The sequence below is a fragment of the Acinetobacter sp. QJM3NY_42 genome, assembly GCF_056173745.1.
Genome location: NZ_CM149689.1, coordinates 269,875 through 282,416, shown reverse-complemented (window position 1 = coordinate 282,416; position 12,542 = coordinate 269,875). Strand labels below are relative to the sequence as shown.

The 12,542-nt window shown below is 45.0% G+C and carries 10 protein-coding genes and 1 tRNA gene; 6 read left to right on the top strand and 5 right to left on the bottom strand.

Going from position 1 to position 12,542, the window contains the following annotated elements:
- The first annotated feature begins 240 nt into the window (after positions 1 to 240).
- From AC0VYT_RS01305 to AC0VYT_RS01280, 6 genes are read left to right on the top strand one after another with little or no spacing between them, the layout of a single operon-like run.
- Positions 241 to 3,078 carry a monovalent cation/H+ antiporter subunit A gene (locus AC0VYT_RS01305; protein WP_005404545.1) on the top strand — a complete coding sequence of 946 codons (2,838 nt, stop codon included), beginning with the start codon at positions 241 to 243 and terminating at the stop codon, positions 3,076 to 3,078.
- Between the two features lie 6 nt (positions 3,079 to 3,084).
- Complete coding sequence (locus AC0VYT_RS01300; RefSeq protein WP_005016960.1) at positions 3,085 to 3,453, top strand: Na+/H+ antiporter subunit C; 369 nt, start codon at positions 3,085 to 3,087, stop codon at positions 3,451 to 3,453.
- The gene (locus AC0VYT_RS01295; RefSeq protein WP_005016963.1) at positions 3,453 to 5,261 is read left to right on the top strand and encodes a monovalent cation/H+ antiporter subunit D; all 1,809 of its coding nucleotides are present in this window, start codon (positions 3,453 to 3,455) and stop codon (positions 5,259 to 5,261) included. The genes AC0VYT_RS01300 and AC0VYT_RS01295 overlap by 1 nt, the downstream gene beginning before the upstream one ends.
- 3 nt (positions 5,262 to 5,264) lie before the next feature.
- Positions 5,265 to 5,804, top strand: a complete 540-nt coding sequence (locus tag AC0VYT_RS01290) for a Na+/H+ antiporter subunit E (protein ID WP_005016965.1) — start codon at positions 5,265 to 5,267, stop codon at positions 5,802 to 5,804.
- The gene (locus AC0VYT_RS01285; protein ID WP_005016968.1) at positions 5,801 to 6,073 is read left to right on the top strand and encodes a monovalent cation/H+ antiporter subunit F; all 273 of its coding nucleotides are present in this window, start codon (positions 5,801 to 5,803) and stop codon (positions 6,071 to 6,073) included. Before AC0VYT_RS01290 ends, AC0VYT_RS01285 begins: the two co-directional genes overlap by 4 nt.
- A 9-nt stretch (positions 6,074 to 6,082) precedes the next feature.
- Positions 6,083 to 6,502, top strand: coding sequence for a Na+/H+ antiporter subunit G (locus AC0VYT_RS01280; RefSeq protein ID WP_005016970.1), 420 nt, complete (start codon positions 6,083 to 6,085; stop codon positions 6,500 to 6,502).
- 492 nt (positions 6,503 to 6,994) lie between these two features.
- On the opposite strand, the gene AC0VYT_RS01275 is transcribed toward AC0VYT_RS01280, so the two are convergent.
- The 5 genes from AC0VYT_RS01275 to AC0VYT_RS01255 all read right to left on the bottom strand — a co-directional run bounded on the left by AC0VYT_RS01275 (position 6,995) and on the right by AC0VYT_RS01255 (position 12,463).
- Entirely contained in the window at positions 6,995 to 7,393 is a 399-nt protein-coding gene (locus AC0VYT_RS01275; protein WP_005016973.1) for a ribosome-binding factor A, read from the bottom strand.
- On the bottom strand, positions 7,393 to 10,119 hold the full coding sequence (gene infB, locus AC0VYT_RS01270; protein ID WP_005016978.1) for a translation initiation factor IF-2: 2,727 nt from the start codon (positions 10,117 to 10,119) through the stop codon (positions 7,393 to 7,395). Before infB ends, AC0VYT_RS01275 begins: the two co-directional genes overlap by 1 nt.
- 10 nt (positions 10,120 to 10,129) lie before the next feature.
- Entirely contained in the window at positions 10,130 to 11,614 is a 1,485-nt protein-coding gene (gene nusA, locus AC0VYT_RS01265; protein WP_005016980.1) for a transcription termination factor NusA, read from the bottom strand.
- Positions 11,615 to 11,654: 40 nt separating this feature from the next.
- Positions 11,655 to 12,179 carry a ribosome maturation factor RimP gene (rimP, locus tag AC0VYT_RS01260; RefSeq protein ID WP_005016981.1) on the bottom strand — a complete coding sequence of 175 codons (525 nt, stop codon included), beginning with the start codon at positions 12,177 to 12,179 and terminating at the stop codon, positions 11,655 to 11,657.
- A 207-nt stretch (positions 12,180 to 12,386) separates the two neighbouring features.
- A tRNA-Met gene (locus AC0VYT_RS01255) sits at positions 12,387 to 12,463 on the bottom strand.
- Positions 12,464 to 12,542: the final 79 nt, after the last annotated feature.

Below are 12,542 nucleotides of genomic sequence, written 5' to 3'. Positions count from 1 at the left end.
AACACATAAGTCTTTGATGTTGTTATTTTCGTGTAATAAAATCAAATTTTACGTAATTTTTTATAGTAAGATTATTGATCGTTTTGCTATAGCATTTTACAAGTTGCGCAATACAACTTGTCCTTTTCTGATTTACATACAAGTTTCGGCTTTCAAGATTTAAAGCTTTGGATATCTCATTGATCTCCTATAAACCCTTGAAAGATAAGGTTCACCTTTAGGTCTCGACCTAATCATGACATGGATACGAGTGTGCTATCGATTATTATACTGCTCCCTTTAATACTTGGCACCACCCTTGTCTCGTGGCTGAAGAGATTCTCGCGCGGGGTAACAGCTTTAGGGGCGATTGGAGTCAGTTTAACCAGTTTTAGTTTATTACTGACTCACGCAAAAAGTATTTTAAATGGTCAGGTTTTTTTAGAAAGCTGGCCTTGGCTACCCGAATTGGGACTGAATCTGAGCTTGCGTCTTGACGCACTAGGGCTGATGTTTGCCTTGCTGATTACCGGTATCGGCACCTTAATTTATATTTATGCCTATTATTATCTTAGTCCTAAAAACTCCCTCAGCAAGCTCTACAGTCTACTCATGCTGTTCATGGCAGCCATGCTGGGCATCTCTTTATCTAATAACCTGATTCTTCTGGTGACCTTCTGGGAACTGACCAGTATTTCATCATTCTTGCTGGTCGGTTACTGGAGCAACTATGAAGCCGCCCAGCGTGGTTCACGTATTGCACTGACGATTACCGGTATGGGTGGACTGGCAATGCTCGGTGGTTTTGTTCTGCTTGGACATATTACTGGCACTTATGAAATTGACCAGATTTTAACTATGCGGGAGCAGATACAGCACCATTCTCTTTTTGTACCAGTCTTATTACTGGTTCTACTCGGTGCATTTACGAAAAGTGCCCAGTTTCCCTTTCATTTCTGGCTACCTAATGCCATGGCAGCACCTACCCCAGTTTCGGCCTATTTACATTCGGCCACTATGGTGAAAGCTGGTATTTTTCTACTGGCCAGACTGGCACCCATTTTTGTGGGGGCTGCGCTTTATCATAATATTGTTACCTTTATTGGCCTGTTTACATTAACCATGGCAGCTTTTTTTGCCATTTTTAAAGAAGATCTAAAAGGTCTATTGGCCTACTCTACCATTAGCCATTTGGGGCTGATTGTTTGCCTGCTAGGTATCGGCTCACCGCTGGCTGTTGCTGCTGCTATTTTCCATATTATTAACCATGCAACGTTCAAAGCTGCATTGTTCATGATTGCTGGAATTATTGATCATGAATCAGGCACTCGTGATTTACGCAAATTAAGTGGTCTCTGGCAATTCCTGCCATTTACCGGCACCTTAACCATGATTACCGCTGCAGCAATGGCTGGTGTCCCCCTGACCAATGGTTTTCTGTCTAAGGAAATGTTCTTTACAGAGCTACTGGCTAATCTCTCAGGCCCAGTTGCAATAATTTTTGGCATCATGGCGACCCTAGCCGGAATATTTGCAGTTGCTTACTCTGTCCGGCTGGTTCATGGTGTGTTCTTCGATGGACCGATAAGTAAAGCGGTACCAAACCGCTCACCACATGAACCGCCATTTGGAATGCGGGCACCTGCGTTACTACTGGCCCTCTTATGTATTTTAGTAGGTATAGCTCCAGCCTTACTGGTTGAAGATATTATTAACTCAGTTACACGTGCCAGTTTAATGCAACCAGGATTTGAAGGTGCTCATTTGGCCATCTGGCATGGGTTCAACTTGCCACTGGTTATGAGTATCATCGCTCTGGCCGCCGGTGCAGGACTATACTTTAGCCTAGCCAAAAATGGTCGCATCCGCTCAATTGATCTGGACCCGAAACTTGGAAAATTACAAGGCCGGGTACTGTTTGATCTTTTTCTAAAATACCTATTAATCAACTCACGTCGATTTAAACGCAAGACTGAATCAGGCTCATTACAAAATTATTTGCTCTGGATCATCTTATTCAGTATCGCACTGGTAATGACGCCTTTATTTAATCAGGGCTTGACTACTGGAGCACGCGAACTTACTCATGCACCTGCTATTGCTATTGTTTTATGGCTATTACTGTTTTCATCCTGCTGGATGATGCTCTGGTTTCATCATGAGCGTATCAAGGCAGTCCTTATCAGCGGTGCTATTGGCCTAGTCGTCACCATGGTGTTTGTGGGACTTTCGGCACCTGATTTGGCATTAACCCAGATTACAGTCGATGTAGTGACTACCGTACTTTTACTGATGGGACTGGGTTTACTGCCTCAGCTTACGCCATACGAATCAAGCCGGACACGGCGCTGGCGTGATGCTGTGATTGCCATTGTAGCGGGCTTGGGTATTGGCTGGATTACCTGGTTATTATTAACCCGTGATCATGAATCTATTTCATGGTTTTTCCTCCAGCAGTCGCTGCCGCTTGGAGGCGGATCAAACGTAGTGAATGTCATCCTGGTTGATTTCCGTGGCTTCGATACCTTTGGTGAAATTACCGTTCTGGGTATTGCGGCAATTGGTGTGCTCTGTCTGATGGATGGCATGCGGGCACATGGCACCACCATGACTCAAGGCCTGACCTTCCGGTTTAACCCTTCACCGTTGATGTTGCGCTCTACAGCGTCTTGGGTATTGCCTCTTGCCCTGGTGGTAAGTCTGTATATCTTCTTACGTGGTCACAATTATCCAGGTGGTGGTTTTATTGCCGGGCTGATTACCGCAATGGCCTTAATTATTCAATACATAGCCCTGGGTCAGGACCAGACTGAACAGATGCTTAAAGTCCGCTCCGGGCGCCTCTACGAAGTCTGGATTGGTGTGGGTCTATTAATTGCAGGTCTGACTGGTATTGCTGCCTGGTTCTGGGCACGGCCATTTCTTACCAGTGCTCACATTTATATTTCTCCACCCGTTCTAGGTGAACTGCACTTAGCTTCTGCTGCGGCATTTGATGTAGGTGTATATGTAACTGTTGTCGGCGCTACCATGCTGATGATTTCTGTATTAGGTGACTCCAGACATTCCAGTATGTCAGGACCGATGCCAAGGGAGTAATTATCCATGATCAGTTTAGAATTCTTACTTGCCTCTGCGATTGGTCTACTGGTTGCTACAGGGGTCTATCTGTTATTAAGAGCGCGTACCTTTCCCGTGGTTTTAGGCCTGGCAGTTATTGGTTATGCCGTTAACATGTTTTTGTTTGCAACTGGTCGTATTCAGCTTAATGCCCCGGCAATTCTGTCACAAACTGTAAGAGTCACAGATCCATTGCCTCAGGCACTGGTATTGACAGCTATTGTGATCGGTTTCGCGACAACTGCTTTTATTGTACAGCTGGCTCTGCGTAGTCGCTATGAATCAGGAACTGACCATGTCGATGCCAAGGATGACCCGTCACCCAATCTTGATGCGCGCGGGGATGAGCCATAATGTCTGATTTCTTAAGTTTCTGGCATGCTCATACGCCAATTTTCAGTATCGTGATTCCGTTATTTACAGCAGTACTCTTATTATTGTTGGGAAATCCGGGCTCAGGAGAGTTAGCGCAAGACTGGCGTCAGCCTTGGCGACGCGGTATCAGTTACTTTTCTGCACTTGCCGGGTTTGCTACAGCCATCAGCTATTTTATACAGGCCAGCCAAGGCACCATTACTGTTTATAATTTAAGTGAATGGGCCGCCCCCTTCGGCATTATTCTGGTTCTTGACCAGTTATCTGCCATGATGCTAGTGCTTACCTATACCCTGGCGGTGCCTCTGCTCTGGTATGCCAGCAAGGACTGGGATACCCGTGGACGTTATTTTCATGCCATGGTTCACTTCTTGCTGATGGGGCTGTGCGGCGCATTTCTAACGGGTGACTTATTTAACCTATTTGTATTCTTTGAAATACTGCTCATGGCCTCTTATGTACTGCTGCTACATGGTCAGGGGAAAGCACGTTTTCAGCTTGGGGTACATTATGTCACGATTAACCTGTTGGCTTCTGCCCTGTTCCTGATTGGACTTGGAATTATTTATGGCAGTGTCGGCAGTCTGAATATGGCTGATGTAGCGCGAATTGTGCCTTCATTACCACCAGATCAGCATCAACTGGCAGTTGCGGGTAGCTTGCTTCTGTTTGCCGTATTTGCCATTAAGGCGGCGTTACTTCCGGTCGGATTCTGGCTGCCTAAAACCTATGCTGTAGCCACTACACCCGTTGCGGCTCTATTTACCATCATGACCAAGGTAGGTATTTATGCCATCCTGAGGGTAAATGGCACTATTTTTGATGATTATTTTGCCCAGACTGCACTTAAAAGCTGGCTTCTACCACTTGCTATTATTACTGCTATTTATGGCACTATCGGAGCAATCGGTGCTGAACGCTTACGACGCTTCGTAGGCTTCATGATTGTATCTTCAATTGGTACCCTGCTGATTGCCATTTCGATGTTTAATACCGAAGCCTGGTCTGCGGCTCTTTATTACCTGGTGCACAGTACTCTGATTGGTGCTGCTTTTTATCTGCTGTGTGGCTGGATAACTTCGCAACGTGGCGAGTTTAAAGATCATCTGGATGTGTCACCAAAAATGAAACAGGACAAGACCATTGCTCTGGTTTACCTGATCATTGGTATGATGATGGCTGGCTTACCGCCATTTAGCGGCTTTTTTGGCAAGCTATTTATTTTGCAGGCAACCGCTAATCATCCGCAGCAGGGAATTATTATTGCAAGCCTGCTGATTGTCAGCCTGCTCAGTATTATTGCTTTTGTCCGGGTCGGCTTCATCCTGTTCTGGCGAGCCACTACACCAGAAATGGACCCACGTGAAATTGCTTTCGAAGCGTATAAGGTTTTACCTGAAACAGCGCCAGTACGTAATGATAAAACCTTGTACCTGTTACTTCTGCTTCTGATCCTTTATGTGGTTTTTGCTGCACCGATCCAGCGCTATAACCATAATACGGCACTGCAGATTCAAAATGATCAAGCTTATGCAGATACGATTTTAAAACGTGGTCCGCTTAATCAGGTCATCAGTGTTAAACCTTACGATGCCAGTTATGTACCAGAAACAAAATATGGCGGCGAGAATAAAGACCGGAATGCCAATCTGATTCCATTTATGATCAGTGAAAATACACTAGAAGGTGGACACATCTCGGAATATAAATGGCGACAAATTCAGCAACAGCATAGTCTGGAACCTGCTGTTCCGGAAGATGCACAGCTTAAACCCATGGAGCCTTAATTAATGAAGAAATCCATGCATAAAATACCTGTTTTAGAGTGGTGTTTTCCACATCCCTTTGTTTCAATACTGGTAGGTTTAAGCTGGCTCATGCTGGCACATAGCACCGATGCCGCCAACCTGGCCATGGCAGTTTTACTGGGCATTGTTATACCGAAACTGGTTCAGCCCTTTATTATTCGTACACCGGATATTCACTGGGGTATGGCCTTAAAACTGTTTTTTGTAGTGTTGTGGGACATTGTTACCGCCAATATCAAGGTAGCCATTTTAGTACTTGGCCCCTCTCGCAACCTTAAGCCAAAATGGTTTAGGGTACCGCTAGAGAGTGATCACGAACAGGTTAACAGCTTGCTGGCGATGATTATTACTACCACGCCTGGAACAGTCAGTGCGGGCATAGATCAGGAACGTGGTGATATTCTAGTCCATGCCTTAAGTGCCGAAAGTGAGGAGGAAGAAATTGAAACTATCAAGCAACGCTATGAAGCTCCTTTACTGATCATCTTTAATGTCGAGCCAGCTCAAGGAGAAATCGAATGATCTTACCTTATGCACTAGGAATCTGCCTGATCGCGATTATGGTCTCGATGTTAATGTGTCTCTACCGTCTGGTTACAGGCCCATCCATAGTTGATCGGCTACTTGCACTGGACACATTTTTCCTGAATGCCACCTGTCTGGTAGTTGTACTCGGAATTTACTGGATGAGCACTTCACTGTTCGAAGGAGCACTGCTGGTGGCCATGCTGGGTTTTGTTTCTACTGTTGCGCTTGCCCGTTATTTTACCAGTGGCCATGTAATCGACTAGGAGAACGAAATGCAAGAACAGTTCATTATGGAAATACTGGTTTCTTTTTTCCTGGTGGTTGGCTCATTTTTTATGGTGGTTGGGGGCATTGGCATGGTGCGTTTACCCGATTTATTTATGCGTCTGCATGCCCCGACCAAGTCCAGTACTTTGGGCTTAGGTAGCTTCTTGATTGCCAGTATCATCTTCTCGGCATTCCATGGCCGCTTTGGTTTTGCTGAGATTTTAATCACCTTGCTGGCTTTTATCACAGCACCTGTTTCCGCTAATTTGATGGCACAGGCTGCGCTCCATCTGCGTTTACGCTCTAGAAGTGGTGATGTACCGGAAGCACTGGACCGGCCTTTGCCTTGGGAAGGTTATCGACGCCGGGTAACCAAGCGGATTAGAGAGAGTCGAAGAGGAAGAAAAAACACCCCAGATTCCTGATGATTCTATTTCAGAATATTAAGGATCTGGCTGAATCATCAGGTCATGATCAAGGACGGTACTTGACCTGAGATCAGTTACTCACATATCAAATAGATTATTAGAATTTATAACCACATTCTGAGCTTTTAATTTCCAAGAATGTATTGCTAGATAAAGATTAAAATATTCATGGAATCAATCATTAAATAATTGATATAAAGTTTAGTCCAATAATTAAAGAGTTTAATTTATAAACTAAAATTTTCATTTCTGGCTTAACAGAGCCACCCTTTATAGAATATGCGTAAAACCCGTAATAAAAGAACTTTTTTAATTCTTCACGTTCAAACTTTTTATTTCATATTAAATCATCAGTGATAAATATCAGGTCAGATTTTTACTTTAATAGCGCAATAAATAATTTAAATAAAATAAATTTTTCAATTAAAAAAAGCGGACTTTAAAGCCCGCTTTTTGCCAAAAATTTTTTAAAAGAATTCAGAATAGAAATTATTCTTCATCTTCTTTACGCTCAGGCAGGTCTTTCACTGCCTCAGCAATCAGCCCAAACATATAGTTGCCGTAGGCATTAGTCTTGTCGTAATGGAAACGCAATCTTGGTGTAATGCGTGTCTTAATACGACGACTCAATTCCTGGCGCAGGAAACCTGAAGCCTTGTTTAGAACTTCAAGTGTCTGCTGATGTGCCTGTTCATTCTGGTCATCAGATAACTCACGACCCATAACTGTGACATACACATCGGCATAACCTAAATCTGGGCTCACTTTCACGGCCGAGATGGTCACCAGACCACCCAGACGTGGATCTTTCAGCTCTTGGCGGATCAGTTCAGACAGCTCACGCTGTACACTGTCGCCCATACGCTTCAGACGTTGACTACCCGCCATTAAAGACTCCGTTTGATTTGCTGAACATCATAAACTTCGATTTTATCGAGTTCCTTGATGTCATTATAACCTTTAACTGCCAGACCACATTCGATACCCGCACGAACTTCGTTTACGTCATCTTTATAGCGGCGTAGAGATTCTAGTTCACCCTGGAATACTACAACGTCATCACGCAGGACACGGATTGGTTTATTACGATAAATCGTACCTTCCATGACCATACAGCCGGCAGCAGCACCAAACTTGCTTGAACGGAATACTTCACGAACCTGAGCTACACCCAGAATCGTTTCACGATGTTCTGGAGCCAGCTTGCCGCTCATTGCATCTTTTACATCATCAATCAGTTGATAAATCACGCTATAGTAACGGATATCAATTCCATCAATGTCAGCTTTCTGACGTGCTGTGTTGTCTGCACGAACATTAAAGCCGAGTAGTACCGCTTCAGAAGATTCAGCCAGTGTCACGTCAGATTCAGTAATTGCACCTACACCTGAACCAATGATACGTACTTTTACTTCATCTGTAGCCAAGTCGGCTAGCGCCACATGCAAGGCTTCTAAAGTACCTCGTACATCTGTCTTCAGTACCACGTTTACTACAGGCACATCTTTCTTGCCCATAGATGCCATGATATTTTCCAGACGCATTGCACTTTGACGCTCAAGACGTTTTTGGCGTTCACGATCCATACGGGCATCAGCAACTTCACGGGCTTTTTTCTCGTCATTCACCACAAGAACTTCATCACCCGCCATTGGCGCTTCTGGTAGACCCAGAATTTCTACCGGAATTGAAGGGCCTGCAGATTTAATCCGTTTACCGTTTTCATCTGTCATGGCACGTACACGGCCATAAGATGCACCGGCAAGAACCAGATCACCGACATTAAGCGTACCATTTTGTACCAGGATCGAAGTAACTGCACCACGGCCCTTATCGACACGCGCTTCAATAACCACACCTTGTGCTGCACCTTCTTCAGAAGCTTTGAGCTCCATCAGCTCTGCCTGAATCTGGATCAAGTCAAGTAACTCATCAATCCCTTCACCACTATGTGCAGAAACTTTGGCAACTGGTACATCACCACCCCATTGTTCAGGCACGATTTCTTTAGTGGTTAATTCATTCAGTACGCGGTCCGGATCAGCCGATTCTTTATCCATCTTGTTGATCGCAACAATAATCGGTGTTCCTGCAGCACGTGCATGATCAATTGCTTCTGCAGTTTGTGGCATGACACCATCATCTGCTGCAACGACCAGCACAACAATATCAGTCGCCTGTGCACCACGTGAACGCATTGCGGTAAAGGCAGCGTGTCCCGGAGTATCCAGAAAAGTGATAATTCCCTTGTCGGTTTTCACATGGTAAGCACCGATATGCTGGGTAATTCCACCTGCTTCACCGGCAGCCACTTTCGAGCGACGGATACGGTCAAGCAAAGATGTTTTACCATGGTCAACGTGACCCATAATTGTCACGACTGGAGGACGTGTAGTTTGAGCACCACGAGCCTCTTCAGCAGCTTCTAGCAGGTTATCTTCCGCCTGTGTATCAGAAACAAGTACCGGATTATGACCCATTTCTTCTACAACCAGGGCAGCAATTTCCTGGTCAATTGCCTGGTTCTGAGTTACCAGTTCACCCATTTTCATGAGTGACTTGATCACTTCACGTACTTTAACTGCCATTTTCTGTGCAAGATCAGCCACCACGATGGTTGAACCGATCTCAACATCATAAACCTGCTTTTTAACCGGTTTTTCAAAGCCATGTTTGTTGGCCTGACTGGTTTTTAAACCACGTTTATGCTGGTTCTGGTTAAATGACTGCTCTTCTTGACCACGACGACCACCTTTTTTCGGTGAACGTGTATTATTGGTATTGGTACCACGCTTGATTTCACGGTCTTCTTTAGCAAATGAATCTTCATATGCCTGACCAACCAGACCTGCCGCGAGTGGAGAATCATCTACAACACGAATAGTTTTGGTGGCATCTTCATTTGAATATTTGGAAGCCATCTGGCGCATTTGTTCAAGCGTACGCTGTTGTGCCTCTTCAGCAGCCTTGCGACGCGCAGCTTCTTCAGCCGCTTTTAATTGTGCTGCCTGCTCTTCACGTGCTTTACGCTGCTCTGCGGTCTCGGTTGGCTTGACTACCGGCTTAACAATCGGCTTATTGGTTGAGCGTTTTTTCACCACCACTTCAGCTTTTTGCGGGCTTTTCGCAGTTTCCTGCTTAGCTGCTGCACGCATTGCTTCCAATGTTGCATTCGCTTTATTTTCACCACTAAGTTTTTGCCCGTCATTTTCCTGACGCGCTGCCTGTTCAGCTTTTTGACGTGCAATCATGTCAGCACGTGCCTGCTCTTGCGCATCAGCTTTAGCACGCGCTTCAGCAGCAATCTGTTCAGGGTTCGGCTTAGTAAAAGTATGTTTTTTACGTACTTCTACATTAATCGTTTTCGCCTTACCTGAGGTACTGGCCACTTTAGCCGTACTAGTTGTTTTACGTTTCAACGTGATTTTTCCTACGCCACTATCCGCTTGCCCATGTACTTTTTTGAGATGACTCACTAGTACATCCTGCTGCTCGGTAGTAATAATATCTTCAGCCTGACGCTGTGGTAAGCCTGCATCGCGAACTTGCTCTAGGAGCTTTTCTACAGGACGACCTACGCTGAGCGCTAACTCTTGAATCGACTTGTCCGTCATATATTTCCTCCTAGTTAAACCATGATTCACGCGCTTTCATAATGAGCTGACCCGCACTCGCAGCATCCAAACCTTCAATATCAGCAATATCGTCAGTTGCCTGATCGGCCAGGTCATCTACAGTCACTACACCACGAGCGGCAAGTGAATAAGCAATCTCTCGTGTCATCCCTTCCATATTCAGAAGTTCTTCACTCGGATCTTGAATATTTTCCTGCTGTTTTAACGCATCCGCTAAAGCAGCTTCTTTGGCACGGCTTTGCAACAACTCGACCAGTTCAGTATCCAGCTCGATTTCATCGAAGGTTTCTGCCGGTACATAAGCCACTTCCTCAAGTGAAGTAAAGCCCATTTCAACCAGTGCCATCGCCAGGTCTTCTTCAATATCCAGACGTGAAACAAACATATCCAGATATTGCTGTGCCTCATTCTGCTGGCGAGCACGATACTCGTCTTCCAGCATCATATCCAGCTTGTAACCGGTAAGTTCTGAAGCAAGACGTACATTCTGGCCCTGTGAACCAATTGCACGTGCAAGCTGGTCACTGGTCGCAAAAATGATATCAGCACTATGTGTATCTTCATCCAGTACAATTCCAGAAACATCAGCCGGCTCTAGGGCACTGGCAATATACTGGGCCGGATCATCAGACCACACTACAACATCAATACGCTCACCGTTGAGCTCCTGCTGAACAGCCTGGATACGTGTACCACGCATACCAATACATGCACCCACCGGATCAATACGGTGGTCATTGGTTTTTACGGCAATTTTAGCACGAACACCAGGTTGACGTGCTGCTGCTTTAATCTCAATGATTTCTTCAGAGATTTCAGGAATCTCTTTTTTCATCAGGGCAATCAGCATTTCAGGCTTGGCACGCGAAAGTAGAAGCTGAGCGCCACGGCCTTCACGGTTTACACTGTACAAAATGGCATTGATCCGCTGTTTTGGACGCAAAATCTCTTTAGCGATCATTTCTTCACGCGCCAGATAAGCTTCTGCATTATCTCCCAGATCAATGATAAAGCCATCTTTGGTCTGCTTCTTCACTTCACCGTAAATCAGCTCGCCTACTTTAGACTCATAAGCATCTGCAATGAGCGCACGCTCTGCTTCACGAATCTTTTGTACAATAACCTGTTTGGCAATTTGAGCTGCGATACGGCCAAATTCAATTGACTCGACTTCCAGCTCCCGAATATCGCCAATTGACCATTTTGCTGGGTCTACATCGGAAATCGCATCTTGACATGCCGGCATTTCATGGTCTTCATCTGCAACCACTTCCCATTGACGGAATGTACGATAATCCCCAGTCTTACGATCAATTTCAACACGTAAACGTGCTTCTTCTGCGGTGGTACCTTCGTAGAATTTTTTCTTCGTCGCTGCAACAAGCGCCTGCTCTAAAGCTTCGAAGATCGCTTCCCGACTAACACCTTTTTCATTACTGACCGTTTCAACAACGGTAAGAATTTCACGGCCCATAAGTCACCTATTAAATTGAATTCTTCTTAATGGAATTAATTTAGTCCTGATAGATCAAATTTGCTTTATCGATATTGTTGCTATCGATTTCGAGCACCTTGCTGCCTTCTACTTCTACCTGAATCTGTTCTTGCTCCAGGTCCACACTCACCAGTTTAGCTTGAAATTTACGGCGGTTATCAACAGCACTAATCAGACGTAGAGCCACCTGCTGACCAATATAAGCCGACATCTGTTCAAGCTGGAAAAATGGGCGATCCCATCCTGGTGAAGAGACTTCAAGTGAATATTCACCTGAGATTGGATCATGCACATCAAGAATTGCGCCCACTTGCTGGGTCACCCGGACACAGTCCTGCACACCAATTCCACGGCCCTGTTCCAGCTCACCGTCTTCATTCAGCACAGGTTCTGCATTTTCATCTACAGGTTTATCAATAAAGATGCGGACTAAAGAACGTTTGCCCTGAGGAAGGAATTCGATTCCCCACAACTCGACGTCACAGGCTTCGACCGCTGGTGCAATTAAATCATGGAGGGCTTGGGTTTTATTTGATAATTTCATTTACTCTCGTCTTCTCGTGCCATTCAACCGGTCAGTACGTTCTGACCGATGCAGACTGTTATAGTGAAGCATCACTATTTGACCAATTGATGTCGACACTACACGATAGCCAATAAAAAAGGGCGTCAATCGCCCCTATATTTTACACAGAAAACTAAAGTCCACTGTGCAAAAAGGCCCACCTATTTGTGAGCCCTCTTAGAAACTTGGTAGCGGGAGCTGGATTTGAACCAACGACCTTCGGGTTATGAGCCCGACGAGCTACCAGACTGCTCCATCCCGCATCAACGTGCAAAAATTATAAACGAATTTCAAAAAAAGTCAATCTAACTTACAAGAAACTCTCAACTGCTTTACACTGCA

What these genes read in the sequence shown, in the direction of transcription:
- rimP (WP_005016981.1), bottom strand. Translation starts at nt 12,179, where the DNA reads ATGAAATTATCAAATAAAACCCAAGCCCTCCATGATTTAATTGCACCA.
- AC0VYT_RS01280 (WP_005016970.1), top strand. Translation starts at nt 6,083, where the DNA reads ATGCAAGAACAGTTCATTATGGAAATACTGGTTTCTTTTTTCCTGGTG.
- infB (WP_005016978.1), bottom strand. Translation starts at nt 10,119, where the DNA reads ATGACGGACAAGTCGATTCAAGAGTTAGCGCTCAGCGTAGGTCGTCCT.
- nusA (WP_005016980.1), bottom strand. Translation starts at nt 11,614, where the DNA reads ATGGGCCGTGAAATTCTTACCGTTGTTGAAACGGTCAGTAATGAAAAA.
- AC0VYT_RS01275 (WP_005016973.1), bottom strand. Translation starts at nt 7,393, where the DNA reads ATGGCGGGTAGTCAACGTCTGAAGCGTATGGGCGACAGTGTACAGCGT.
- AC0VYT_RS01285 (WP_005016968.1), top strand. Translation starts at nt 5,801, where the DNA reads ATGATCTTACCTTATGCACTAGGAATCTGCCTGATCGCGATTATGGTC.
- AC0VYT_RS01305 (WP_005404545.1), top strand. Translation starts at nt 241, where the DNA reads ATGGATACGAGTGTGCTATCGATTATTATACTGCTCCCTTTAATACTT.
- AC0VYT_RS01290 (WP_005016965.1), top strand. Translation starts at nt 5,265, where the DNA reads ATGAAGAAATCCATGCATAAAATACCTGTTTTAGAGTGGTGTTTTCCA.
- AC0VYT_RS01295 (WP_005016963.1), top strand. Translation starts at nt 3,453, where the DNA reads ATGTCTGATTTCTTAAGTTTCTGGCATGCTCATACGCCAATTTTCAGT.
- AC0VYT_RS01300 (WP_005016960.1), top strand. Translation starts at nt 3,085, where the DNA reads ATGATCAGTTTAGAATTCTTACTTGCCTCTGCGATTGGTCTACTGGTT.